The following is a 23430-nucleotide window of genomic DNA, read 5'->3' as shown; positions in this document are numbered from 1 at the left end:
CTCGGTCGCGTCGGGGGCTCCGACGGGGAAACCAGCGCCGGGATCGGCGGGGAAGGCCGCGGCAGCCCAGAACGAGGCGCCGAAGACTCCGGTCAGGACCGGACCCCAGGCGCCTCCGCCCAGCGCACGGCGCAGCCCGACCGCGCCCGCGATCAACAGGGCTCCCGCAATGAGGAAGTTCATCGTCTGGATCCAGCCCGCCTCACCGAGGGCGAGCTGGCTGATCGCGTTGCGGCCGAAGTCGAAGCCCTCGCGGGTCAGTCCTTGAAAGATGCCCACTCCGAGGAACAGCGGTCCCGCCACGACAGCCCCTGCCATCAGGCCACGAGCCGCCGCCCGCGAGGCCGGCGAGGTGCGGACGGCTTGGGAACGGGCGCTGAGCGTCTGGGGCATGTCGGGGCCTTCCTCGTTCGGATGCTGTCGTAGACATGACCGATCGCGTCCGGCGAAGTCATCGATACGGCGAGAGTGTCCTGCGTCACCCGCCCACGGGGCGGCCGAAGCCCAACGAGAACGGGTGGCACAGCGTCTGCTGTGCCACCCGTTCTCAGGCAAGGGCCATGTTCTCCGGAACGTACGCGGGAACCGCACCGAGCAGCGCGTCCACAGCCGCCCGCCCCTTGCCACCGGCCTCGGGCATGAAGTGGGCGTAGTGGTCGAGGGTGATGGTCGGGCTGGAGTGGCCGAGGGTGATGGTCGGGCTGGAGTGGCCGAGCCATCGGGCGAGGGTGACCACGGACTCGCCGGCTTCGAGGATGATCGAGGCGGCGTACGTGTGCCGGAGGACGTGGAAATCCGTCCGGACTGCCCCACCACGTTGTCCCAGGGCAGCCTGGATCAGGTCGGCGACTCTCGTTTTTCCGGCCCCGGGCTGACCTGCGACGAACACAACGACCGGCCGTTCCTGCGGCACGGCCCCCCGCGTCCACTGCGGCAGGCGTGTGGACGATCGCGTTATTCGGCTCTGTCGGGGATCTTGTGATGCTCCTTCAAAGGCAGGGGCGGTGGGTCACTTCGCAGCCTCTTCTGCCGATGCTGACTCAAGGCGGAGAAGTTCTTCGGCGGAACAGTCGGAATCAGGGTCTTCTACCAGGCAGAGATTGAGTCCGTGCTCGTCCCGCCGGACCAGAGCCGACAAGAGACAGGAGTCTTTCGGAGGGTCGATGCTCAGGGAGACGGTGTCGCCGCTGGTGAGCGCGTCGTCAGCGAAGGAGGAACCCGCCTCGTCGGATGCGCTGAAGAAGCTCCAGTGGCCGGTTACAGCGTCCGGGCACGATGTGCCTCCCAGCATCGCACTGTTCAGGCTTTCACCCGTCATACCGCGGTCCGCCCGCAAGTGAAGAAGAGCGCCACCAGGGCTACTCCACTCGCCCGTAAGCGCCGACTGATCAATGCGAGCCGCGTCTCCACCTGCATCAGCGCAAGCAACGCAAGCCCACGCCAACGCGGCGACCAGAGCCGACCACCGTCTCGCTGAAGTACTCATCCGCATCCCACCCGCCACCCGACTGAACGCGTTCAGAATAGACGGCAGGTTCGGACGATCTCACAGCGGGAGGTCCCTGGCGCAGGGTTATGGTCCCAGGAGTACGCGCTGGCGCAGGAGGTCGAGGTTGGCTCGGCCGTAGGCCATGCGCTTGATGAGCTTGACGCGGGTGACGTGGCCCTCGACCTGCCCGGAGCTCCATGGGGTGGAGAGGCCGGCGGTGACGGCGTCGAAGTCTCGCCGTAGGCCGCTGACCAGGGAATGCAGGGCCGGGAGGTCGTCGGCGAGGACGCGTTCCATCCAGTCCGGGAGCTGGTCTCCCCGGAGGTGGTGGAGCATCTCGGCGAGGTCGTGGACGTGCCGTGTGACGGCGTCGAGGTGAGGGCAGACTGTGCGGATCTCCTTTAGCTCCGCGGCGTCGGCGGCCGCGAGGTGCTGGGGGTTCGTCATGGTCCAGCGGACGATGCGCCGGGGTTTCGGGGCCGGCCTGGGCTGCGGCCGGGACACCGGCTGCCGCTTCCGTCCTGGTTGACGGGCAGGCCGGAAGGCGCGGAAGTAGCGGCGGAGGCACTAGACGCTGCCGGTGAATCCGCGCTCGACCAGTTCCCGGTGGAGCTGGGGTATGTCGTGACAGCCCTCCAGCCAACGGGCATGGAGATAGGGTTTGTGCTCGTCGAGTATGGACAGCCGGCTTGTGGCTTTGACCAGGAGTTCGTCGAGGCTGCCGGCTCGGGCGAAGCGGCGGACGGTGGAGTGGTCCAGCCGCAGCGTCCGGCCGATCGCCCCCAGCGGCTTCCCCTCGGCCAACAGTGCCTGGACCGCCTCGTATCTCTGGGTCGTGCGGGCCACCAGACGCCGGGGCTGGCCGCTGACGTCGAGGGTGCCGTCCGGCGGAACGAACGACCGCCGGCGGCGACCTCGACCGCCTGCGCGGCGAGCACGACCGCATCTGCACCGCCGAGCACGCCCCGGTCACCCTCTCAGCCCAGGGCACCTACCGCGGCCGCGCCGTCGAATGGACCCGCACCTACGCCAACAACTGCGAAGCCGCCGGCAAGACCGGCGCCGTTTTCCACTTCTGACGGGCATTCCGCCCCGAACACGGGCAGGACACTCCTACCCTGATCTGTGAGGCAGGACCGAGCCGACTGGTCCTCAGCTCCCCGACCGCCTCGCACAGTGCCCCTGCCAACCCCCCCCAGGCAGGGGCGCTGCCACGTCCACTACGGACCCTCCAGTCACTCGTCACGGTGGACCCGCGCCGCGTCACCACCCCCTGCTGCCTCACCTGCTTAAGCGTGACGACCATGAAGCGCCGCACCACTCTTCTCCTCCTGGCCGCCGCCCTGACCACCGGCTGCGTAGCGGTCCCCCCTACCCCCGCTCCCGCACCACCTGCCGCGCGGCCCGCACCGCTCGCCCCCGCAGATGACAGGCCTCCGGCCCTGCTTCCGTCCGAGCCCAGGCCGACCGAGGCCCCTGCACGGGAAGAGCTTGCCGGCGCCGGGGTCACACCGCCCACGCCCGGCCGCGCCGCCGCGAAAACTCCGGCCAAGGCATCGCCGCCCGCCCCATTCCCGGCTGGGCGGCCTGCCGTACGCCCCCACCCGCCTCACCGCCACTCCGCCGCCGCGAAGCCCGCGCCCAAGAAGACCCCGAAGGCGAAGACGTTGGCGAAACAGCGCAAGCAGACGCGGAAGCAACCCACGGCCCCGCGCCGCCAGCAGCCGGCGACCGGGCAGGCCCCCGAGATGCGTCAGCTCTGCCGCCAGGCCCAGGGCATCCAGGCGCCCATGGGCGCCGCCGACCTCTGTCGCAGCGTGTACGGCCGCTGATCAGACCTGCTGCGGCCGAGCCGCTGCGCGTATGGGGAGCGGTTCAGGCGTCTGGAGCGGCCCTGCGCTGGATGTGCCCGATCTTGACCTGTCCGGTCGTGCCGTCGGCGTACTGGACCGTGCAGAGTTCCCCGGGCGGGGCCCCGCACTTGGGGCACGTGCCCACAGGCTTGCGCGGCCCAGGCGTCCGCTTCGGAGGTGGGGCCGCGTACTTGTTCTTCGAGGTGGACCGCGGGGGACGTTCGGGCCGGGCCTTCGGGTCACACCGGCTGTGCACCGGCTTGCCCCGGGCAGACCCGCCACCCCAGCTGAACAGAACCCGCTCGCCCGTGATCGGCCCCCCGCACATGCCACACACCATCGGGCCTTTACGCGGGCGGGCGGACGCCGTCTCCTTCGGCTTCTTCGCCGACTGGGTCACCACCGTTCCGTCGGCCCGGGTCACCGTGACATCGGAAGCTGGCGGGACGTCGTAGAGGCGCAGGTTGGGCGTGGCGGTGTGGGTCTGTCCCTTCCGGCCGCCCCGGCCGATACGTCGAGTCATGCCGCAGAGCGTAGGGCAGCAGAGGACGAGCCCACGACGTCGAGACCGGATGCCGGACAGCGCAGACGCGCACCTCCCAGCGCACGCCGCACCCTTGCACCACCGCCAGTTGACCGTCGCGGCCTCAGTCAGCCTGGCTGGCTGACAGGCGAGTGTGACGCTCTGCCCTTCGGTACTTTGCCGCTCACTTCTCCGGAGTAGGGCAAGCCGGGCTTCGCTACAGGGGCATACCGCCGGGCCTTGGGGCGGGCCTGGTTCGCCGGTGCTCCGCAGTGAACGCCTTGGTCATGGTTGGCGAGTCCTGGGGCGGCGGACTCGGACGTGAGCTCTGCGCGGGCTTTGATGTTGATCGCGGCGCCGATGTCGGCATGGGTGGCGTGGCCGCAGCCCTCTCGCGGGGTGCAGTTCCTGATGGGCCGCCAGGGCGACACGCTGCTTCCTTACGCGATAGCCGAGGGGGAAGAAGCGTCGTTCATCAGGATCCCGGTTGCGGAGCTCAGGCCGGCTGCGCCTGAAGTTCGGCGAGGGGAGAGCGTCGGCCCTTGCCGACCGTGCGCAGCTGCGCCCAGTCGACCTCGGGGTGCGCCCCGGGCAGGTCGTCGACGTGCCCGGCGGCGAACCGCGGGACCTCGACAGCGCCGGCCTTGCTCGCACCGAACTGGACGCGGCCGAAGGAGACCGGAGCGATCCACCCCAGGCGGCGCATCCACTCGAAATCGACCCGGCGGACACCGAGCCGGGCAGCGGCCTGCTCCGGCCCGAGCGGCGCCTCACGGTCCAGCAGCTCGGCCAGCTCCAGGGCGGCGACCTGATCAACCTGGTCGGGGTTGAGGGCGCTGTACCGCCGATGGGCACTGAGGTCGACCAGGAGCCCCAGCGCGATCAGCCGCTCCACCGCGTAGGAGGACACCGCCGGCGGCTGGCCGGGCTTGTTTGGCGTACCGAGTGCCGCCGCGATCCGGTTCGCCGCCCCGTATGGCGAGATCGCCTCGCGCGGCATCGCAGCCCGCACGGTGGCCGCGTCCATCGCCTCCAGCGCCGACCGCGACCATGCGAAGCCACGCACGTCCAGCACAGAGCCGACACCACCCCGTGACGCCTGAGCAGCCAAAGCCCTCGGCTGGGGCATCGCGTCAGGCAACGCCGGTTCGCGATCCGTTCATGAGGAGCCGAGCACCTCCCGGATGGTTCGGGTGATTCAGGCGCCCCGCGGCGGCGACGGACCTACCCGCTCCCACGGGCCGTCACGAGGGGCCAGCACGCACCCGGCTATCTTGGCGACCAAGATCGGCAAGCGCGAGAGTCCGGCCGGAATCTCGCTGGAGCGATCAGTCCGGTCCTGCCTTGTCACCGTTGCCGCCACCCGTTTGACTCTATTTGGGCGCCTGCTTGTCGAGCGGCGCCAGGGGGAGACGATGAACATGTTGATCGACAGTACGGTCATGGCGCCTGGCGAGCGGGCGGAGGCGATTCGCGAGGTGATCTGGAGCAGTGTGGTGCGGGTGGAGATCACCCATCAGCCCGACCCACGGCTCATCCGCACGTCAGGGGTGATCAGCCGTGTCGGGCCGCTGACTGTCTGCTCGGTGCGGGCCAATGCCACCGTGGTGCGACGTACTCCTGCACTCGCCCGGGACGACATGGAGCCGAGCGTGTTCGTCGGGCTGCAGGTCACCGGCAGCAGCATGGTCGTGCAGGACGGCCGGGAGGCTGTGCTGCGGCCCGGCGACATGGCGCTGTACGACACCACGCGCCCTTACACGCTGCTGAACAGGGACGGTATCCATCAGCACTACTTCCGGATCCCGCGCGCCGAGCTCGCTTTACCGGAAGGTCTGTTGAAGCTTGCGACCGCGGTGCCGTTGGGCCGCCGGGACCCGCTGGCGGACCTCACCGCCACGTGCCTGCGGCGGATCGCGCGCCAGCAGGCCCGGGCTGCGGCGTCTTCCGCCCATGACCTGGAAGCGGCGGGCAGGCCGGGCATCGAGTTGCTGCGTGCTCTCATCACGGCGCGGCTCGGTGACCGCCGCGCAGCGTTCCACGCTGCGGACGAGACGCTGTGTCTGCGGGTCATGGACTATGTCCGGGCCCACCTCGGAGACCACGACCTGACGCCGGCTCGTGTCGCGGCCTGCCACCACCTCTCGCTTCGCCAGCTGTACAAGGTCCTGTCCCGAAATGGTGTGCACCTGGGCGAGTGGATCCGGTCGCAGCGCCTCGAACGCTGCCGTGAGGAACTCGCGTCCCCCTCGGCACGCCACCGGTCGATCGCCGCTGTCGGGCACCGGTGGGGCTTCCCGAACGCCGCCCACTTCAGCCGCGCCTTCAAAAGGGCTTTCGGAATCACCCCCGGCGACTGGCGGGCGCTGCACGCCGGCAACGGTGACAGCCCGCGCCTCCTCGACCCGTGACCCGGGGCGGGCGGGGCGCGGAGAAGGCCGCCTGTTCCGGCCCTGCCCGGCGGCGGGTGTGTACGGGCGGATCACCTTCCTGTTCCGGCGGGGCCTGCGCCGGTTGGGTGGCCGTGGCCAGCAAGTGCCCTGATCCGCGTGGGCGGTCGGCCACCGGGCGGATGCCGGTCATAGGACGCGCTTGTTGACCACCATGTGCCGGGAGAAGGGGGCGGTGTCGTTTCCCCAGGAGACGCTTGCGAAGACTTCTCCGCCGGGGGCGCCTTCGATTGCCGGGGCGGCGTCGGAGGGCGAGGGGCCGCCTGTGCTGTGGTTCCAGCCCTGCCAGGTGTATCCACCGTCGGTGGAGCGGTTGAGGTAGAGCTGGTGGTCATTGGGGCTGATGCAGCCGAGCGTCACGTTCCGCTGTGCCCGCCAAGCGGGGTTGTTGCGGTCGGTGACCGGCTGCTCCGGGCCGCCGCGGCCCAGGCCTACGGACTCGCATTGTGCGTTGCCGGGCACGGCGGTGTAGGTGGCGTTGATGAGGTTGTCCGGACTTGTGTGGGAAATCCAGATGTTGCGGTCCCGCCCGACGATGGCGTCCATGAGTTCTACCTCGTGCGCGACCGACACGCCGTCGTTGGTGGTGAGGGGGGCGTGGATGTAGGTGGCGGCGGTGAAGACGCGGGGCTGTGTCTGCGGGCTCCAGTACGGCCCGATGGTGACCCGGCCGTTGGACATCGTCATTTGCGCGACCCATATCCGGTCGCCGACGACGGTGGACAGCGTGGCTCTGTCGCGGTATCCGACGGCGGAGATGCCGTGATGTGTGCCGACGTGGCCGAGTTGGGCCCAGGGTGACCAGATGTTTCCGGCGGCGCCCCCCAGGATGCTGTAGTAGACCTCGCCGTTGTCGCCGGTGTGGAAGACGACCAGGGGGGCCTAGTTGGTCCTCGATGACGGTGACGTCGGGTCGGTGGTGGGTGCGGCCGTTGCCCGGCATGACGCGCCAGGAGCCGTTGGCGTAGCGCCACCAGATCTGGTTGTCTTCGCCGCGGACGAACTGGTAGTTGTCGCCGCGGAACCAGTCGGAGGCCATGGCTTCGGGGGAGCGGGCCAGGCCTCCCTCGTTGAGCCACTGCCCTTCGGTTGCCGATGCGGGCGTCAGCCCTGCGCTCAGGAGCAGGGCGAGGGTGGTGAGCGCCACCACCGGCAGGCGCGACGCGCGCCGCGGTCCCGGGCGCGTTGCGGCTGTCGGCTGATGGGGTAGGTCCATCGGTTCTCCTTGTCATGGTTGGCCGGCCGCCTGCCGCATCGCGTGAGGTCCCGCGGACGGGGCGGCCGGTGCGGGAGGGCAGGGCCGGTTGGTAACCGCCCGGCGTGGTGTGGCTGCCGGCTGGGGGTCTCAGGTGGTCGGGTCGGCGAAGCGGCGGACGAAGGTGAGGGCGGTGTCGGCGACTTCGCGCCAGCCGTTGTCGATGGTGAGGGAGTGGCCGCGGCCGGGGATCTCGGTGATCTCGGTGACGGCGTGCTCGTTCTGTGCCTGCTTCTTGTAGGTGGCGTTGGCGATCGCCCAGGGAACGGTGTTGTCCTTCTCGCCTGAGATGATCAGCAGCGGTCCGCGGTCGGCCGCGTGGGTGTCGACCTTCGCCTCGGTCCAGGGGTTGAGGTTGGCGGCGGCGGCCTGGAAGAGCGGCTCGCCAGGGGCGGCCACCGCGAAGGCGCCGTACAGCTCCAGAGCCTCCTCCTCGCTGACGGCGTTGGCGAAGGCGTAGCGGAACTGATCGAAGGTCAGCGGCACCGCGCGGTGGTAGTTGGCCGGGTTTGCGAGCACGGCGCTCGCGGCGCGCAGGGAGGACAGCGGCAGCGGCAGCACGCCCCGGAACGGGGCGGGGTCGATGGCCACCGAGGCCTGGGACAGGCCGCGTCCGGCGGTGATCTGGGTGATCAGCCCGCCGAAGGAGTGGCCGATGACCACCGGCCTTCGATCCAGGCGGCCGATCAGGTCGCAGAAGTGGTCGGCGACCTGGCCCACGCTCTTGCCCGCGAAGACCTCCGGGTGGGCGTGCGCCTCCTCGACGGTTTCGGGGTCGTCGGGCCAGCCCGGCAGGACCGGGGCGAAGCCGGCCTGCTCGAAGACGGTGGCCCAGCGGTCCCAGCTGGTGGGCAGCAGCCACAGGCCGTGGATGAAGACGACGGGGACGCGGCCGGTGGCGTTGGCGGCCTCGACCTGGGCGAGATCTCGGACGGAGGCGGGCGTTGCTGCGGGGGACGACACGTTGGGTCTCCTTCAGGGCGGCGCGGGTCAGGGGCTGACGGTGCGGGCGGCGGAGCGGACGAGGGCGGTGACGGCGTCGGGCCTGCTGTGCATCGGCAGGTGGGAGGTGGGGACCTCGATGGTGCGGGAGCGGGCGCGGGTGGCCTGGAACCGCTGGAGGGCGGGGACGATGCCCCGGTCCTGGGTGGAGATCAGGTTCCACGACGGCAGGGTGCGCCAGGCCGCGCCGCTGACCCGGTCGGTGAAGGCGGAGGCGCTGAGCGGGCGCTGCCCAGCGGCCAGCACCCGGGTGGTGTGGCGGGCCACGTCCTGGGCGAAGACGTCGTGGTAGCGGTCGGTGCGGATGTAGAGGTCGATTGCGGTGGAGCCGTCCGGGCCGGGAACGGGGACGGGGGTGAGGGCGGCGTCGAGCTGGGAGCCGGGGTAGCGGGCGGCGAGCTCGCCGAGGACTTCTCCGGTGTCGGGGACGAACGCAGCGATGTAGACGAGGGCTTTGACGTTGGGCGCGGTGGCGGCGGCTTGCGTGATGACGGCGCCGGCGTAGGAGTGGCCGGCCAAAACGACGGGGCCGGGGATGGCGGCGAGCCGGGCGGTCACCTGGGCGGCGTCGTGGGCGAGGCCGCGCAGAGGGTTGGCGGCGGCGATCACCTGGTGGCCCTGGCGCTGGAGGCGCTCGGTGACGGGGTTCCAGCTGGCGGCGTCGGCGAACGCGCCGTGGACCAGGACCACGGTCGCCTTCGCGGCCCCGTCGGCCTCGGCGCCGGCTCCGTCGGACGCCGCGGCCGGCGCGGCGCCGGTGGCCTCGGCGACGGTGAGGGCTGCGGCGGCGCCGACGGCGCCCTTGAGAGTGTGGCGTCGGCTCAGCGGACGGCCGGTCATGATCGAGAATCCTTACGGAGAGGGGGCATGGGCATAGGCGCGTTGTGCTCGGGTGCGGTCACGGGGACCTCGGCGGCGCCTCCGGCGTGGGCGGGCGGTGCAGCAGGGTGCGCACGGCGAGGCCGCCGGCGACGCCTGCGGCCAGGGCGGCCGCGGCCGACCAGGCGGGCCAGTGGGGCAGGCCCAGGGTGTGGTCGGCGGAGAGGCGGCCAGGCCCGGTGAGGGTGAGCGTGGTGGCGATGCCGATGAGGACGAGGGGGTACTCGTAGCCGTCGTGCTGCACCCACAGGCCGTTGGGCCATTTGACGGTGAGCGCGACGGTCATCACGCCGATGGTCCCGGCGGCGGCGAGCGGGGTGAGGGCTCCGGCCGCGAGCAGCAGGCCGGAGCCGATCTGGCCGGCTCCCGCGGCGAGGGCGGTGAGCGCCCCGCCGCGGAAGCCGTCGTGCCGGAACTCCTCGGTGCCGCCGGCCAGTCCGCTGCCGCCCAGCAGGAAGCTGACCTTCTGCACGCCGTGCGCGGCGAGCAGCAGACCGGCGAGGAGGCGCAGCAGGAGCAGTCCGGTGTCGGTGTCCATGGTGGAAGGGCTCCGGTCAGCCGGCGGCGTGCGGGTCGATCATGGTGTGGGCGTAGACGATGCCCAGACCGTAGGCGCCGCCGTGCTCCTTGACCACGTCGGTGGTGGCGGCGTAGGTGTCGGTGCGGGCCCAGTCGCGCTGGAGCTCCAGGAGGACCTGGAGCCAGGTGACGGGGACGGCTCCGGCGGCGGTCATCCGCTGGATGGCGTGCTCGTGGGCGGCGGGGGTGACGCCGGCGGAGGCGTCGGCGACGACGTAGACCTCGTAGCCCTGGTTAAGTGCGGACAGGGCGGGCAGGACGAGGCAGACCTCGGTCCACAGGCCGCTGAGCACGATCTTGTGGCGGCCGGTCGCCTTGACGGCTTCCACCAGGGCCTCGTCCTCCCAGGCGTTCATGGAGGTCCGGTCGACTATGTCGTGCTTGGGGAAGACCTCGCGCAGCTGCGGCAGGATCGGCCCGGAGAACGACTCGGCCGCGACGGTGGACAGGACGACGGGGACGTCGAACGCCCGGGCGGCCTTGGCCAGGCCGACGGTGGCGTTGATGACGGCGACGCGGTCGGCGCTGGCGGCGCCGAAGAACATCTGCGGCTGGTGGTCGACGAACAGCATCATCGCGTTGTCGGGGGTGAGCAGGTCGCGGCTGGGCGCGGCGGTGACGGCGTCGAGGTCGAAGTTGAAGTCCGACACGAGTGGTTCCTTTCGAGGGGTGAACGGTGGGTGAGGTGGGGCGAGCAGTGGGCGGACCGCTGCCGGGGTGGGTCAGGGACCGAAGCAGGGGTCGAGGGCGGCGGGCTGCTGCTGGGGAGCGGCGAGGCCGCGCGTGGCCCGCCACTGCCGGTGCTGCTCGCCTTCGGCGACGGCTTCGGCCAGAAGGTCGGCCTGGCGGGCTCCCGCCGACGGGGGCGGGCTGGCCTGGTAGCCGCCGAAGCGGGCGACCGGACTCCAGGAGGGGCTGAGCGGCGGGAGGGCTTCGTCGAGCCCCTCATGCTCGGCGGCGGCGTAGACGATCCGGCCGCCGACGACGGTCAGGACCGCCTCGATGTGCGCGATGTCCTCGGGGGGCACAGTGAAGTAGTCGTGGCTGAGGACGGCGAAGTCGGCGTACCAGCCTTCCTTGAGGACGCCCTTGACGTCGTCCTCGCCGGTGATCCGGGCCCCGCCTCGGGTGTACAGGTCAAGGGCGCGCTCGCGGGAGACCAGCCGGTCGGGCGGGTAGAGGGCCAGGTCGCCGACGGTCCGGCCGGTGACCAGCCAGTGCAGGGCGACCCAGGGGTTGTAGGAGGAGACCCGGGTGGCGTCGGTGCCGGCCGCGAGCGGGATGCCGCCGGCGAGCATCTCCTTCAGCGGCGGAGTGTGGGCGGCAGCCTGCGGGCCGTAGCGGTCGGTGAAGGCCTGGCCCTGGAAGGACATGCGGTTCTGGACGCTGATCGCGCCTCCGAGTGCGGAGATCCGCTCCAGGCTGGCGGGGGTGACCGTTTCGGCGTGGTCGAAGAGCCAGCGGCTGCCGCCGGGGAAGTGGCCCTCGACGGCGAGCTTCTCGAAGACGGCGAGGTCGCGCTGGATGGTCTCGTCGTAGGTGGCGTGCAGCCGGAAACCCCAGCCGTGCTCCAGCAGCAGCCGCACAGCCTTCTCGAACTCACCCTCGTACGAACCGAGTTCGGGGCGTGGTTCGGAGAAGTTCTCGAAGTCGGCCGCGGCCCAGGTCAGGTTCTCCCCGGCGCCGTTGAGGCGCAGCCACTCGTCGCCGTCGTCGGGCCGCACGCTCTGCACCCAGCGGGTGAGGTCGGCGATCTCCTGCCCGGCGGTCTGCGGGAAGAGGTGGTAGCCGATCCGCACGCTCAGCACGCGGTCGCGGGCCAGTTCGATGACGGTGGCGTAGTTGTCGGGGAAGCTCTGGAAGCCGCCGGCGGCGTCCACCGCGGAGGTGAGGCCGAAGCGGTTCAGCTCGCGCAGGAAGTGCCGGGTGGAGATCTTGCGGTCCGCCGCCTCCAGGGTCGGCGCGGCGGCGAGGGTGGTGTAGAGGATCAGCGCGCTCGGCGCCGCCAGCAGCATCCCGTTGGGGTGGCCGTCTCGGTCGCGGACGATCTGGCCGCCGCGCGGGTCGGGGGTGTCGCGGGTGAAGCCCGCGGCTCGGACGGCGGCCCGGTTGAGGATCGCCGACTGGTAGAGGTGCAGCACGAACACCGGAGTGTCGGGGGCGGCCTCGTTCAGCTCGGCCGGTGTGGGCATCCGCCGCTCGGCGAACTGCTCGGCCGACCAGCCTCCGACCACCCGGATCCACTGCCCCTTGGGCGTGCGCCCGGCCTGCTCGCGCAGCATCGCCAACGCCTGGCGCAACGAGGGGACGCCATCCCAGCGCAGCTCCAGCACGTAGTTGAGGCCACCGCGGATGACGTGCAGGTGCGAGTCGTTCAGGCCGGGCACGACGCGGCGGCCCAGCGCGTCGACGACCCTGGTCGCGGGGCCGACGTGGGCGGCCACCTCGGCGTCGTCGCCGATCGCGGTGATGCGGCCCGCGCGGACGGCGAGGGCGGTGGCGGAGGGACGCGACGGGTCGCCGGTGTGGATCCTGGCGTTGCGCAGGACGACGTCGGCGCCCTCTGCGGGCCCGGCTGCGGGGGTTACGCCGCCGACCGGCATCGTGGACATGGAGGTCTCGCTCTCGCTGGAGTCACGGCAAGGGGTTACGCGCACAGACCGCACTGCTCCCGGCTGGTGCGGTCGTTCACAAGGTGCGGCGGACGCCGGCGTGGCGCTCCAGGTTGCGCAGCTGGACCGTCAGGTCGCCGTCGACGGCTTGGCGTGCGGGGCCGCTGCGGCCGAGCGGCAGCACTTCCTGGCCCCGCATGTCCTCCAGCATCAGAGCGAAGGCGGCATACATGGCGACCGCGGCCAGCAGCAGGCCGAGCGCGCCGGAGAGATCGGTGAGCCAGTGCGCGCCGCTCAGGTTGGCGGCGGCGGCCACGGCGAAGCGCGGCACGGCGGTGCACAGCACCAGCCACAGTGCCCGCTTGGGCTTGGCGACGCTCGCCATCAGCAGGGCGAACAGGACGAAGCAGAGGTTCAGCACGCCCAGCACCCGGGCGCCGCCCGGAGGGCGGGTGGCCAGGACCAGCGAGCTGGCCAGCCACATCCCGGAGAAGCACGCCATCAAGGTCGCTGCCAGGACGTCGCGGGCGCCGAACGCGAGGAACCCCACCAGCAGTTGCAGAAAGAACGCGGGCAGGATCGCCAGGGCGACGGCGTGCTCGGCGCCGTCCTCGAACAGGCCGAGCTGGAGGCAGCCGACGATGGTCGAGGCGATCGCCACGGTGTAGAAGCCGAGCGGCATCGGCGAGGCGATGGGGCGCAGGGTGATGCGGGTCATGCCGCGAAGGTCGGGCTCGTGGTGGCGGCCTTGGGCCGGCCGCATCGGGGCCGCGGGCCCCTCGGGGGTGGTGTCTCGTGGGTCCATGGGCTCACTCCTTGTGCTGGGGCGGGCGCGGGCCGGCGGCCGGCGCCGGTTCGTCGTGGTGGCCACCGCTCCCCTCGCCGCCCGCCCCTCGGTCAGTGGGCGGCGAGGGCCTTGCGCAGGGTGCTGACGGCCAGCGCGATGGCCACCTCCGCGCCCTGGGTGCCGCGCAGCGCGTTGAGCAGGACGAAGTCGTGGATGACGCCCTGGACGCGGACGGCGGTCACCTCGACACCGGCCTGCCGCAGCTTGGCCGCGTACGCCTCTCCCTCATCGCGCAGCACATCCGCCTCGGCGGTGATCACCAGCGCCGGCGGAAGGCCGGTCAGCTGCTCGACGCAGGCGCGCAGCGGGGAGGCGGTGATCTCGGCGCGCTGCTTCTCGTCAGTGGTGTACTGGTCCCAGAACCACTGCATCCCGTCGCGCCGCAGGAAGTAGCCCTCGGCGAACTGCCGGTAGGAGGTGGTGTCGAAGCTCGCGTCGGTGACCGGGTAGAACAGCACCTGGTGGGCGAGGGTGAGGCCGCCGCGCTCCTTGGCGAGCAGGGTCAGCACGGTGCTCAGGTTGCCGCCCACCGAGTCGCCGGCCACCGCGATCCTGGTGGCGTCCAGCCCGTGCGTGGTGCCGTCGGTGACGACCCAGCGGGCCACGGTCCACACCTGCTCCACGGCGATGGGGTAGCGGTGTTCCGGGGAGAGGTCGTACTCGGGGAACACCACCGCCGCGCCGGTGCCGACCGCCAGTTCACGCACCAGCCGGTCGTGGGTGTGGGCGCTGCCGAAGACCCAGCCGGCTCCGTGCACGAAGACGGCAACGGGCAGCTCGCCCTGCGCGCCGGCGGGCCGCACGATCCTGGCGCGGACCTCGCCGGTCGGCCCGCCCGGAACGCTTACCCACTGCTCGTCGACCGCGGGCAGCACCACGTCGCCGGTCTGAGCGTCCTCGACGGCCTTGCGGCCCTCGGCCGGCGGCAGCTGGTACAGGAACGGCGGCGTGGCGGTCGCTTCGGCGAAGGCGGCGGCCTGGGGTTCCAGAACCGGCGCGACGAATGCGTGGTCAGTCACGGATCGGACCTTTCTGCGGATCGGGTGCACACCGCGCGGGTCAGGCGGCGCACGTCCGAAGCTAGAAGCCGTACGAGACGCCGGGTTGCCTGTGCGTGCTGGCCTGCTGCCCCTCGACGCAGGGCTCGCGTCACCACGCGGGCACGAATGGAGCAGACCCGTGCACAGGTGAGCAACCGGCTGCCCGCCGTCGCCGGGAGGATGGGCGTTGCCGCACTGGAAGACCGCGCTGGAGGGCTGGTTCGTGCTGCTGCTGGACCTGGACGACTTCGCACCACGCGACAGGGCGGAGGCGTTCCACCACGCGATGACGGACAACTCCGTGCCGAACGAGATCGTCCACGAGGAGGGCGGGAGCGGGATCAGCGCCCGCATCGACGGCTGGCGTCTGGGCGGCCTGGACCTCTTCGACATGCGAAGCTCAGGGCTTGAGGTCCGGCGCACGGCCAGACATGTACGCCACCACCGCGATCGTCCCGTGGTGTCGGTCTCGCTCCAGACCCAGGGCATCCACCGCGCCGAACAGGCGGGCACCCGGTTCACCCTCGGGCCGCAGGACATCTGCGTCTTCCACGAACTCGCCCCCCGCACCTACGGCTGGTCCGGGCCCGGCGCCTCACAGGCCCTCACCTTCGACACGGAGCATCTCGGCCTGCCGGTGGACACTGTGACCAGAGCCTCCGTACGGCTTCGCTCCAGCCCCGTGCACGACCTGCTGCTCGGGCACCTGCGCTCGCTGTTCCTCAACCCTGGGCGCCTCGAAACGGACCCTGGAGCCGGCGCCCTCGCCAACGCCACCACCGACCTCGTCCGTGCCCTGCTGACCTCGGCCGGCCACGACGAACGCGACTCTCGGGTCCGAGAAGCCATGGACAACTCCCTGGCGACTCGCATCATGGCGTACACACGCCGCCACCTCACCGACCCCGACCTCGGGCCCGAACGCATCGCCGCGGCCCACGCCGTCTCCAAACGGCAGCTGTACGTCGTGCTGGCACGTGCGGGCATCCGCCTCGAACAGTGGCTCATCGCCGAGAGGCTGGAAGCGGCCTGCCGCCTCCTGGCCACACCTCGCCACGCCGCACTGCCGGTCTCCGCCGTCGCGGCCCGGTGCGGCTTCACCAGCCCCAGTCACTTCACCCGGCGCTTCCGCACCGCATACGGCACCACACCGAGCGAGTGGCGCCGCCACCGAACCCGCCCCACCGACCGATGACCCTACCGGAGCGCCTTCCGCTACAGGCCAGGTGCTTCCCAATCCTGGTAGGTGAGGCCTCCGGTGCGTGCTGATCTTGTTCCTGACGATCTGTGGGAGCGGGTGGGCCCGCTTCTGCCACCTGCTCCTGCACGGCGCCATCGGTATCCCGGGCGGCTTCGCGTGCCGGACCGGGCGGCACTCGCCGGCATCATGCACGTCCTGCGGACCGGCGTTGCCTAGCGCGATGTCCCGGCCGAAACCGTGGGCTGCTCAGGAGTTTCGGCCTGGCGCCGACTGCGGGACTGGACCGAAGCAGGAGTCTGGCCACGCCTGCACGCTGCCCTGCTCAGGGAACTTCGCTGCGCGGACTCGTTGGACATGGACGACTGTGCCGTCGACGGCTCCCATGTCCGGGCACTCAAAGGCGGGGATCACGTCGGCCCCTCGCCCGTCGACCGCGCCCGCCCAGGCTTGTGGGCATTCCTGTATCGGCGTCCTTCCTGAGTAGCGGCACGACCCGCATGGGGACGGCTCCGCTCTGCCAACGCACGAGGCATCAGGAGCTTTCGAGCGCGGCGAACGCGTCCTCGATCAGGTCGGCAAGCTGGCCGATCGTACGGGGATCGGTGGCGTCGTCGGCGTAGATGGTGAACAGGGCACGCAGCGCGGACACGCCCGCGCGGGCTTTGACCGCCGCGTGCAGGCGCAGCCGCGCGGCATCCGTCTTCGGTGCGGCGGCCATCAGCCGCTGCAGGCGGGCGACCTGTGGGCTGAGGCCGCGAGCGCGAAGCCGACACCGGCTGCGGCGTGGCCGCCGCGCCTACCTCGACCGCTACCTGGCCGCCGTTGCCCTGGCCAGCACCCTCATCTGGCTCGACCAGTGATCGCCAAGATGCCCCTGGGCGGGGTGGTTGGCGCTGGTCATAGGTCGCAGGGAATCTCAGCCAACCATTCCGGGGTGTAGCACTCGGTGAACGACCACTTCTGGTCCGAGTAGTGATCGTCTGTGCTGTCGGTGTACACCTCAAGTCTGCCTTGCGGGGTCAAGCGGTAGTACTCGCGGATTGGGTCACCCTCCACGGTGGGATAGGTCACCTTCAGTTCCGCGCTCTCGCCGTTCTTGAGGGCTTGCTGGAGGCAGACGACTTCTTGCGCGCCCTGTTTCTGCATCTCCTCACCCTGGTCCAGGACCACCTCGCCACAACCTGGAAAATCGGTTCTGGACTCCCAGCGTTCCTTGACTGGATCGTTCAGCATGCCGCATCCGGCAGCCAGCAAGGACGCTAGCGCTACCGCGACGAGCCGCGCGTGAATCGAAACAGCCGCCGCACAGCGACGACGGGCTCTGCCTTGAGCTATCACACCGCCCCCTTCCTGGCCCTCAGACGCGGCTTTGACGAAACCGGTTCCGTGCGCACGTGTCAGATCGGTGCCAGATCGAGCGGTCGGCACGGTCAATCGGGAGGGTGTGACGGGGCAGAGGTCGCTGGCAGACCCGGCTCCCAGTGTGGCAGTTGAACTGCTAAGGACTGCTCCGCGAGCGGTGCCAGGCTTACGAACCAGTTGTCGTCGGCCGCGGGACAGGACCAGGTAACGCAAGGACAAGCGCTCCGCCGCCTGGAGCGGAGAATGGGGGGGCCTGTGCAGGTCATGAGCCGTCGACCTTTGAGGGACGTGCGGCCAGGCGCGTTCATGCAGCGGGTCAACCGCAAAGGGCCGCGAACTCCGCCGACAGGTCGAGCAACTGAGAGACCAGGAGCGAGGCCGCCCGCCCCAGCTAGTCATGACGCCGCCCGACGACTTGCCCAGCATCGTCGTGCGCACCCTCCCAGGACAACAGCTCCATGGACACCCTTCCCTTCATCGGGCGCCTGCCCGCCAAGCGCGACACCGTGTACGTGGCCGCCGGGTTCGCCGGCTGGGGCATGACGGGCGGTGTGCTGACCGGCATGATCATCGAATCGCGGCGCTGGTTGCTGCCAGCGAGGTGACCGACGGCGAGGACGACGACGAGAGCGACGTGGGGGCGGCGCACTGGAGCGATCGATACCTCGCGCACAGGTGAGACATCTGCAGCCCCCTCGCTATCAGGAACCGGTCAAGGGCAGCGTCTCTACCCGGGCCCCGTCGTCCGTGCTGAGCCCCCGGGTGTCGAGCCCTACGGCTTGACACCCGCACGGGGTGAGGGCTGAAGCACCACCTGATCGTCGACCGTCACGGAACGCCGTTCGCCGTGACACTCACCGGGGGCGACCGGCACGACGCCACCCGCATCCTGCCACTGCTGGACGCCGTTCCGCCGATCCGGGGTCTGTGCGGACGTCCCCGCCGCAGGCCCCGGATCCTGTACGTGGACCGGGGCTACGACTTGGACAAGTACCGTCGCCTGCTTAGGAAGCGCGGCATCAAGCCGCTGATCGCCCGGCGCGGCGTCATCCACGGTTGCGGACTGTGCGAGGTGCGCTGGGTGGTCGAGCGCACCTCGCCTGCCTGCACCAGTTCAAACGGCTCCGCACCGCGACGAGCGACGCGCCGATCTCCATCAGGGTCTGCTCGAACTGGCCTGCAGCCTCATCTGCCTGCACCGCCTACGGGCCTCATCCTGTGATGATCAATCACGCCCCGTAGAGCGCCAGCCGAGGGTGAGCCTGCTCAAGTAGATCGACCGCGCTGACCTGAGCACTGTCCAGGCCACCCCGCTCGACCTGCCCGCCTGGTGCCACGTGACCGGCCACCGCTACCTCGGTCGCGGTGTCCGACCTCAACCGGTTCGTGTGCGGAGATCAGCCCAGGGCGAGCCAGCGGATACCGAGCCGTGCGACCTGCGCGGCCTCCGCCTCGGTCAGCGACTCCCGACCGGTGGCCTTGCGCAGGAAGCGGGAACGGCTCCACTCCAGCTTGTCGGCCGCCGGGGCGTGCTCCGCGCCCAGGAGCAGCTCCGCCACGGAGTCACCGGCCGCCGGGGTGAGCCAGGCTTCGCGTTCGAGTGCGTCGGCCAGGTCGAGGCCGTGGACGGCGACTTCCACGACGCGGGTGAGGACGAACTCCGGCAGGAGCATGGTGTCGCCATGCCGTGTCCGCACGGTCCGACCGCCGGGTTGGTCCTGGCAGAGCCGGTCGACCCGCCGCCACGTCACGGCGAAGTCCTCGGCGACGGCGGCGCCGTCGGCCGGCCTCGCCGCACGGTCCTGCGCCAGGGCGATCCGCTTGGCGTTGGTCTGGGGGGAGAAGCGGTCGTCCGGGCGGTAGTACTCCACCGCGGAGATCTCCGCCTCGCCGGGTTCCGGCGCGTCCAGCATGGCCGGAAGCCAGTCGATCACCACGCACACGTGCCCGAGGAGGTCGCGTACGGTCCAGGGAGTGCAGCGTGTCGGGAGGTTCCACTCGGCCTCGGACAGTCCGGCCACGGCGTCGCCGAGGGCTGCGCATTCCAGCTGAAACGCTTCGAGAACCTGGTCGTGACCCACGCCGTGTCGCCTTCCGCCCGTTCGCCGTACCGCGCTCGCTTCACCGCCCCGCCGGTTCTTCTTCGAGCGCGCTTCTCAGATCATCGACACGCCGACCGAAGCGGTCCCGGTTGCAGACCGCAGGAGAAAGATCGCCGGGCAGCCGCCGGGCTTCTTCCTGCTCGTTCTCGCAGGGCGTGCGGTAGGTTCCCCGCCATGATCGAACCTGGAACCTGGCCAACGGCCCCGATACCGACTGAACGGCTCGTGCTCCGCGCGTCTGAAGCCCGGGACCGTGCGGCGTTCGTCGAGCTGTTCGCTTCGCCCGAGGTGGGCACCTACATCGGTGGCGCCCGGCCTCGCGATGAACTCGAACGCGCGGTGCCCGAAGTGCCCGGCCGACGACCCGGCTGTTTCGTGGTCGCACTCGGCGGAACGATGATCGGCATGATCACGCTCGACCCCCGCGGTGTCGAGCGCCGGGGGCATGTTCGCCCCGAGGGCGGAGAGGCCGAGCTCGGCTACCTGTTTCTGCCCAAGGCATGGGGCCGCGGGTACGCCTTCGAGGCGTGCGCGGCGGCACTCGACTGGTTCGCCGGCGCGCGCCCCGGCGAACCGGTGGTGCTATCCACCCGGAGCGCCAACGACCGCGCGATGCGTCTCGCGGCGAAGCTGGGCTTCGCCGAGGTCGAGCGGTTCGAGGAGTACGGCGCCGAGCAATGGTTCGGCGTGCGCCCCTCGGCCACGCCGGCCGGATGAAGGGTGGCCCCATGAGCGAGATCGTGCTGATGTCGGACCCGAAGGTCGCCGCGGTGCCCGTCGCCGAGTCCGGCGAACGCCTCGTGGACGTCCGCCTCAGCGGCCGGCTGCTCGTCGACACCCGTAAGCAGGACCCGGCGGACGCCTTCGCCCACCTGCGGGAAGGCGTGCTGGAGCGGCTGCTCACGGCGCAGACGATGCTTCCGGTGGGCATGCGGCTGCTGTTCGTCGAGGGATACCGACCGCCCTGCCTCCAGCGGGAGTACTTCGAGGAGTACGCCGGACAGCTGCGAGCCGCCAACCCCGGGTGGTCCGCCAATCGGATTCACTCGGCGGCGAGCAGGTACGTGTCACCCCCCGACATCGCTCCCCATAGCGCGGGCGCGGCCGTCGACCTCACCCTCGCCGACGCCGACGGGCACGAGCTGGACCTGGGGACGCGTATGAACGCGGACCCGGAGGAGAGCGCGGGCGCCTGCTACACCCACGCCGCGAACATCGACGAGGAGGCCCGCCTCAACCGGAAGCTGCTGGGCACCGTACTCACGGCCGCGGGGCTGGTGAACTACCCCACGGAATGGTGGCACTGGTCCTTTGGGGACCGCTACTGGGCCTTGCTCACGGGAAAGCCCGCGGCCCTCTACGGCCCCAGGGAAGTCGGCTCGCCCAGCTGACCGACCAGACTCCTGTTCCGGTCCGGGCAGCGCACCGACGGCGAGCCGCCCGCTCTGGTCCGGCAAGAAGATTCGTCAAGACGTGTGGATGAGGAGTGGTTGCCTGCCGGCATGCGAAGGGGCTTGAGTCTCCCGTAGGGGGAGACACGAAGGTGGGGACATGAACGGCGACACGCTCTACTCGATCGGCGAACTCGCTCGACGGACCGGTCTCACGGTCAAGACCATTCGGTTCTACTCCGATCGTGGAATCGTGGCGCCGACGGACCGCAGCCCGGCCGGCTACCGCCTCTACAGCATCGACGCCGTCGCACGCCTGGACCTCGTGCGAACCCTGCGTCAGCTGGGACTTGACCTTCCCACGATCCGCAAGGTCGTGGACCGTGAGCTCTCGCTTCCCGAGGTCGCCGCGGCGCACGCCAAAGCACTGACGGTGCAGATCCGCGTCCTGCGCCTGCGGCGCGCGGTGCTGACGGCGGTGGCCGAGCGCGGGTCCACACCTGAAGAGACGGAACTCATGCACCGGATGGCCCGGCTTTCGGAGAACGAACGCAGACGTCTGATCGGCGATTTCCTCGACGCCGTCTTCGGCGGTCTTGACGCCACCCCCGCCTTCGCGGGGGTCATGCGCTCGATGACCCCCGACTTGCCCGACCACCCGAAGACAGAGCAAGTGACGGCGTGGGTGGAGCTGGCCCACATGTCCCTGGACCCGGGTTTCCGCGCCGCCGTGCGGCGGATGGTCGAGGACCAGGCGGCGGAGGAGGCACGAAGCGAAGTGACGGTCCCGCGCCGCGACATCGCCGCAGCCGTCCGTGACCAGGCCGGCCCGGCCTTGGCCGCCGGCATCGATCCGGCCTCTCCCCAGGCTGATCCGATCGTCGCGGCCTTCACCGCGTACTACGCGCATCTCCTCGGCCGCCCCGACGACGTCGAGCTTCGCCGCCGGCTGACGACTCGGCTGGAGAGCGTGAACGATCCGCGCTGGGAGCGGTACCTCCAGCTGCTCGCGGCGGTCAACGGCTGGCCGGCCCCGGAGAGTCTGGCTCCGGTGATCGACTGGTCCGTCCAGGCTCTGCGCGCCCGGACACGGCAATGACGGGTTGGTCACAAGGCGGAACGTGGGGCGGCCGCTGTCCGCGTCGAGTGAAAACACCGCCGCATATGATCAGCCGAAGAGTGCCCCAGTCGTACTTCAGCTCGCCGCGTCGCGGGTCTCTCCCGCACTCGTCTTCGCCCCTGGTGCATGGAGCACGTCACCGCATTGGTCGAGGTGAGCCAGGATCCAGTACTGCGCCGCTGGGCGAGCTTTGCCATGGACAACCAGGACGAAGGCACACAATGGGTGCAGGCTCAACAGCAGGGGACCGATTCGGCTTCGCCGTCCTTGAGGCACAACCCGTTTCAGCACGCGACCAGTTGGTGGGCAACGTGGTCCTTAAGGAAGTCGCCTTCGGCAAACCGGCGGCCGAAGTGGGCTACGGGACCGCGGCGCACTCACGCGGGCGGGGAGTGGCTTCCCGCGCTCCGGAGTCACTTACCGACTGGCCCTTCGACACCTTCGAAGCCGATGGGCTGGAGCGTCCTAGAATCCTGCACCAGGCCGACAACCTGGCATCGTGCCGGGTTGCACAGAAGAGCCGCTACGCCTTCGACACCCTCCTGCCCGCGGCACCGCCCTCCTTCCCCCGCGATGGCCACCAGCACATACGGACACGCGAGCACCTGAGATCCTCCCAGCGCTCGGGTTCGACGACGGTAACCCCAGGATCAGCCGGATCTCAGTTCCCGCGAAGACATCAGCGATCCGGGGGCCTCGAACTTTTGGCCGGCCGCGAGCTGGTGCAGCCGCAACCGCTGTACGAAGTCCGGCTCGGCGTTCACCACGGTGATCTCGACCTCCAACGGCGCCAACCGCCGCGCCAGGGTCCCGGCAACGTAGGCCCCGGCGTAACCGGCGCCGAGTCACGACGCGGTGCTTCGTGCGTGACTGTCAGGCATGACTTCCTCCTCAGCATCAGGCGATCGGACAAAAGACACCGGATCACCCCCCCCCGTGTCATGAAGTGACCGGATCGCTTTCTGGAGGATCCGCAGAGGCCGGAAAGCGAGGGGCCGGAGCGTCCGCCTTCGCGCAGGGTGCCTAACCTAATGGCATGAAGATCGACTGGAGGGCGGAGTACCTCCGTCGTGTGGACGGCCGTCGCTCCGGGCTCTTCGACCCGGACGCCATGCGACGGGACGGTTTTCCGCTGGAGCGGAGGCTGACCGAGACGGACCTGCGGGAGGCGGAGGGGGAGCTCGGGATCACGTTTCCGTCCGAGTACCGCGAGCACCTCCTGCGGCAGGGAAACCCCGAAAAGGGGTTCAATTGGCTGTGGCGCGGCCCGCAGGGCTGGGGCTGGTACGGCGACACCCATACCGACTACGACGCACTGACCGAGCCGTTCCCGCACCCCGATTCCTACCGCGCCTATGACGACGAGCTCGGCGAGCGCGAGCCGCCCCGCCAGGACGCGAGGGCGTGGGAGGAGTGGGACCACGAGTGCGGGGTGCTGGAACAACGGAAAACGGCCGGCGCGGTGTACCTCCAGGAGGGCGGCTGCGGCTTCTCCACCCTCCTCGTCGTCGCGGGCCCGCACCGCGGCGAGATGTGGTTCGACGGCCGCGCCACCTGCGATCAGATCCTCCCCCTTAGACGGGCCGGTCGACCCGTCTTCTTCGCTGAGTGGGTCAAGCTGGGAATGAGCCTGACCCCATGGTGAACCGAGAGGCCTACTGAGACGTCGTTTCACTTGGTCAGTCGTCGGTAGATGGGGGAGTGTTCCGGCTTGCGTTCGTAGCG

At 70.5% G+C, this 23430-nt stretch carries 25 protein-coding genes and 5 pseudogenes; 12 read left to right on the top strand and 18 right to left on the bottom strand.

What is annotated here, in order from left to right; genetic code table 11:
• From AMK27_RS40025 to AMK27_RS40010, 5 genes are all read right to left on the bottom strand, one after another.
• A partial coding sequence (locus AMK27_RS40025; RefSeq protein WP_143204955.1) for a DUF998 domain-containing protein occupies positions 1-393 on the bottom strand: 393 nt, incomplete at its 3' end.
• Between the two features lie 154 nt (positions 394-547).
• The gene (locus tag AMK27_RS44000) at positions 548-937 is read right to left on the bottom strand and encodes a zeta toxin family protein (protein ID WP_445194901.1); all 390 of its coding nucleotides are present in this window, start codon (positions 935-937) and stop codon (positions 548-550) included.
• A gap of 72 nt (positions 938-1009) precedes the next feature.
• Complete coding sequence (locus AMK27_RS42550) at positions 1010-1318, bottom strand: hypothetical protein (protein ID WP_143204954.1); 309 nt, start codon at positions 1316-1318, stop codon at positions 1010-1012.
• A gap of 255 nt (positions 1319-1573) precedes the next feature.
• On the bottom strand, positions 1574-1936 hold the full coding sequence (locus tag AMK27_RS40015; RefSeq protein WP_143204953.1) for a transposase: 363 nt from the start codon (positions 1934-1936) through the stop codon (positions 1574-1576).
• Between the two features lie 120 nt (positions 1937-2056).
• Positions 2057-2293, bottom strand: a complete 237-nt coding sequence (locus tag AMK27_RS40010) for a hypothetical protein (RefSeq protein ID WP_143204952.1) — start codon at positions 2291-2293, stop codon at positions 2057-2059.
• Positions 2294-2391: 98 nt separating this feature from the next.
• On the opposite strand from AMK27_RS40010, the pseudogene AMK27_RS44635 reads away from it, so the two are divergent.
• Positions 2392-2568, top strand: a pseudogene (locus tag AMK27_RS44635) (SSI family serine proteinase inhibitor); the annotation flags it as partial.
• A 588-nt stretch (positions 2569-3156) separates the two neighbouring features.
• Positions 3157-3321, top strand: coding sequence for a hypothetical protein (locus AMK27_RS42875; RefSeq protein ID WP_158076974.1), 165 nt, complete (start codon positions 3157-3159; stop codon positions 3319-3321).
• A gap of 1040 nt (positions 3322-4361) precedes the next feature.
• Here AMK27_RS42875 and AMK27_RS39995 read toward each other — a convergent pair.
• Positions 4362-4940, bottom strand: coding sequence for a hypothetical protein (locus AMK27_RS39995; protein ID WP_241847797.1), 579 nt, complete (start codon positions 4938-4940; stop codon positions 4362-4364).
• 199 nt (positions 4941-5139) lie between these two features.
• Here AMK27_RS39995 and AMK27_RS39990 point away from each other — a divergent pair, with 199 nt between their 5' ends.
• Positions 5140-6276, top strand: coding sequence for a helix-turn-helix domain-containing protein (locus AMK27_RS39990; RefSeq protein WP_158076973.1), 1137 nt, complete (start codon positions 5140-5142; stop codon positions 6274-6276).
• 168 nt (positions 6277-6444) lie between these two features.
• On the opposite strand, the gene AMK27_RS39985 is transcribed toward AMK27_RS39990, so the two are convergent.
• The 8 genes from AMK27_RS39985 to AMK27_RS39950 form a co-directional block, all read right to left on the bottom strand.
• On the bottom strand, positions 6445-7002 hold the full coding sequence (locus tag AMK27_RS39985) for a hypothetical protein (protein WP_073919318.1): 558 nt from the start codon (positions 7000-7002) through the stop codon (positions 6445-6447).
• Positions 7003-7660: 658 nt separating this feature from the next.
• The gene (locus AMK27_RS39980) at positions 7661-8533 is read right to left on the bottom strand and encodes an alpha/beta hydrolase (protein WP_073919316.1); all 873 of its coding nucleotides are present in this window, start codon (positions 8531-8533) and stop codon (positions 7661-7663) included.
• A gap of 27 nt (positions 8534-8560) precedes the next feature.
• Positions 8561-9412, bottom strand: a complete 852-nt coding sequence (locus tag AMK27_RS39975) for an alpha/beta fold hydrolase (protein WP_073919314.1) — start codon at positions 9410-9412, stop codon at positions 8561-8563.
• A gap of 58 nt (positions 9413-9470) precedes the next feature.
• Positions 9471-9989: a DoxX family protein gene (locus AMK27_RS39970; RefSeq protein WP_073919313.1), complete on the bottom strand. Its 519-nt coding sequence runs from the start codon at positions 9987-9989 to the stop codon at positions 9471-9473.
• Positions 9990-10005: 16 nt separating this feature from the next.
• On the bottom strand, positions 10006-10605 hold the full coding sequence (locus AMK27_RS39965; RefSeq protein ID WP_079188811.1) for a hydrolase: 600 nt from the start codon (positions 10603-10605) through the stop codon (positions 10006-10008).
• A 147-nt stretch (positions 10606-10752) separates the two neighbouring features.
• Positions 10753-12642, bottom strand: coding sequence for an amidohydrolase (locus tag AMK27_RS39960; protein ID WP_073919310.1), 1890 nt, complete (start codon positions 12640-12642; stop codon positions 10753-10755).
• 76 nt (positions 12643-12718) lie between these two features.
• Complete coding sequence (locus AMK27_RS39955; RefSeq protein WP_241847796.1) at positions 12719-13447, bottom strand: GPR1/FUN34/YaaH family transporter; 729 nt, start codon at positions 13445-13447, stop codon at positions 12719-12721.
• 92 nt (positions 13448-13539) lie between these two features.
• Positions 13540-14508 (bottom strand): alpha/beta hydrolase, encoded by a 969-nt coding sequence (locus AMK27_RS39950; RefSeq protein WP_073919308.1) that lies wholly within the window; start codon positions 14506-14508, stop codon positions 13540-13542.
• A gap of 208 nt (positions 14509-14716) precedes the next feature.
• Between AMK27_RS39950 and AMK27_RS39945 the strand changes: the two genes are divergently transcribed.
• Complete coding sequence (locus AMK27_RS39945) at positions 14717-15724, top strand: AraC family transcriptional regulator (RefSeq protein ID WP_241847795.1); 1008 nt, start codon at positions 14717-14719, stop codon at positions 15722-15724.
• Between the two features lie 63 nt (positions 15725-15787).
• Positions 15788-16177, top strand: a pseudogene (locus tag AMK27_RS39940) (transposase); the annotation flags it as partial.
• A gap of 85 nt (positions 16178-16262) precedes the next feature.
• On the opposite strand, the gene AMK27_RS39935 reads toward AMK27_RS39940, so the two are convergent.
• Together AMK27_RS39935 and AMK27_RS39930 are read right to left on the bottom strand one after the other, a co-directional pair.
• Positions 16263-16448, bottom strand: a complete 186-nt coding sequence (locus tag AMK27_RS39935; RefSeq protein WP_073919307.1) for a hypothetical protein — start codon at positions 16446-16448, stop codon at positions 16263-16265.
• A 179-nt stretch (positions 16449-16627) separates the two neighbouring features.
• The gene (locus AMK27_RS39930) at positions 16628-16963 is read right to left on the bottom strand and encodes a hypothetical protein (protein WP_143204950.1); all 336 of its coding nucleotides are present in this window, start codon (positions 16961-16963) and stop codon (positions 16628-16630) included.
• Positions 16964-17550: 587 nt separating this feature from the next.
• Between AMK27_RS39930 and AMK27_RS42540 the strand changes: the two genes are divergently transcribed.
• Together AMK27_RS42540 and AMK27_RS39925 are read left to right on the top strand one after the other, a co-directional pair.
• Positions 17551-17697, top strand: a complete 147-nt coding sequence (locus AMK27_RS42540) for an FAD-dependent oxidoreductase (RefSeq protein ID WP_143204949.1) — start codon at positions 17551-17553, stop codon at positions 17695-17697.
• 194 nt (positions 17698-17891) lie between these two features.
• Positions 17892-18366, top strand: a pseudogene (locus AMK27_RS39925) (transposase); the annotation flags it as partial.
• Between the two features lie 123 nt (positions 18367-18489).
• Here the strand turns inward: AMK27_RS39925 and AMK27_RS39920 are convergent.
• Positions 18490-19173, bottom strand: coding sequence for a maleylpyruvate isomerase family mycothiol-dependent enzyme (locus tag AMK27_RS39920; RefSeq protein ID WP_073919304.1), 684 nt, complete (start codon positions 19171-19173; stop codon positions 18490-18492).
• Between the two features lie 195 nt (positions 19174-19368).
• Here AMK27_RS39920 and AMK27_RS39915 point away from each other — a divergent pair, with 195 nt between their 5' ends.
• The 4 genes and pseudogenes from AMK27_RS39915 to AMK27_RS43195 all read left to right on the top strand — a co-directional run.
• Positions 19369-19911: a GNAT family N-acetyltransferase gene (locus tag AMK27_RS39915; RefSeq protein WP_073919302.1), complete on the top strand. Its 543-nt coding sequence runs from the start codon at positions 19369-19371 to the stop codon at positions 19909-19911.
• Positions 19912-19922: 11 nt separating this feature from the next.
• Positions 19923-20585 carry a M15 family metallopeptidase gene (locus AMK27_RS39910; RefSeq protein ID WP_073919345.1) on the top strand — a complete coding sequence of 221 codons (663 nt, stop codon included), beginning with the start codon at positions 19923-19925 and terminating at the stop codon, positions 20583-20585.
• A gap of 160 nt (positions 20586-20745) precedes the next feature.
• Positions 20746-21684, top strand: coding sequence for a MerR family transcriptional regulator (locus AMK27_RS39905; protein WP_073919301.1), 939 nt, complete (start codon positions 20746-20748; stop codon positions 21682-21684).
• Positions 21681-22166: pseudogene (locus AMK27_RS43195) on the top strand (GNAT family N-acetyltransferase); the annotation flags it as partial. The gene AMK27_RS39905 and the pseudogene AMK27_RS43195, both read left to right, overlap by 4 nt.
• A 184-nt stretch (positions 22167-22350) precedes the next feature.
• On the opposite strand, the pseudogene AMK27_RS43190 reads toward AMK27_RS43195, so the two are convergent.
• Positions 22351-22554: pseudogene (locus AMK27_RS43190) on the bottom strand (oxidoreductase); the annotation flags it as partial.
• Between the two features lie 187 nt (positions 22555-22741).
• Here AMK27_RS43190 and AMK27_RS39895 point away from each other — a divergent pair.
• Positions 22742-23350 (top strand): SMI1/KNR4 family protein, encoded by a 609-nt coding sequence (locus AMK27_RS39895; RefSeq protein ID WP_107425796.1) that lies wholly within the window; start codon positions 22742-22744, stop codon positions 23348-23350.
• The last annotated feature ends 80 nt before the right edge of the window (positions 23351-23430 follow it).

The organism is Streptomyces sp. CB02009 (genome assembly GCF_001905825.1).
In the GTDB taxonomy this organism is placed as follows: Bacteria; Actinomycetota; Actinomycetes; order Streptomycetales; family Streptomycetaceae; genus Streptomyces.
This window is presented reverse-complemented; position numbering and strand designations above follow the sequence as displayed.

Coding starts and splice junctions, on each gene's coding strand:
- AMK27_RS42550 (WP_143204954.1), bottom strand. CDS start 1,318: ATGACGGGTGAAAGCCTGAACAGTGCGATGCTGGGAGGCACATCGTGC.
- AMK27_RS40015 (WP_143204953.1), bottom strand. CDS start 1,936: ATGACGAACCCCCAGCACCTCGCGGCCGCCGACGCCGCGGAGCTAAAG.
- AMK27_RS39985 (WP_073919318.1), bottom strand. CDS start 7,002: ATGACGATGTCCAACGGCCGGGTCACCATCGGGCCGTACTGGAGCCCG.
- AMK27_RS39975 (WP_073919314.1), bottom strand. CDS start 9,412: ATGACCGGCCGTCCGCTGAGCCGACGCCACACTCTCAAGGGCGCCGTC.
- AMK27_RS39970 (WP_073919313.1), bottom strand. CDS start 9,989: ATGGACACCGACACCGGACTGCTCCTGCTGCGCCTCCTCGCCGGTCTG.
- AMK27_RS39965 (WP_079188811.1), bottom strand. CDS start 10,605: ATGATGCTGTTCGTCGACCACCAGCCGCAGATGTTCTTCGGCGCCGCC.
- AMK27_RS39960 (WP_073919310.1), bottom strand. CDS start 12,642: ATGTCCACGATGCCGGTCGGCGGCGTAACCCCCGCAGCCGGGCCCGCA.
- AMK27_RS39955 (WP_241847796.1), bottom strand. CDS start 13,447: ATGGACCCACGAGACACCACCCCCGAGGGGCCCGCGGCCCCGATGCGG.
- AMK27_RS39935 (WP_073919307.1), bottom strand. CDS start 16,448: ATGGCCGCCGCACCGAAGACGGATGCCGCGCGGCTGCGCCTGCACGCG.
- AMK27_RS39930 (WP_143204950.1), bottom strand. CDS start 16,963: ATGCTGAACGATCCAGTCAAGGAACGCTGGGAGTCCAGAACCGATTTT.
- AMK27_RS42540 (WP_143204949.1), top strand. CDS start 17,551: ATGGACACCCTTCCCTTCATCGGGCGCCTGCCCGCCAAGCGCGACACC.
- AMK27_RS39915 (WP_073919302.1), top strand. CDS start 19,369: ATGATCGAACCTGGAACCTGGCCAACGGCCCCGATACCGACTGAACGG.
- AMK27_RS39910 (WP_073919345.1), top strand. CDS start 19,923: ATGAGCGAGATCGTGCTGATGTCGGACCCGAAGGTCGCCGCGGTGCCC.
- AMK27_RS39905 (WP_073919301.1), top strand. CDS start 20,746: ATGAACGGCGACACGCTCTACTCGATCGGCGAACTCGCTCGACGGACC.
- AMK27_RS39895 (WP_107425796.1), top strand. CDS start 22,742: ATGAAGATCGACTGGAGGGCGGAGTACCTCCGTCGTGTGGACGGCCGT.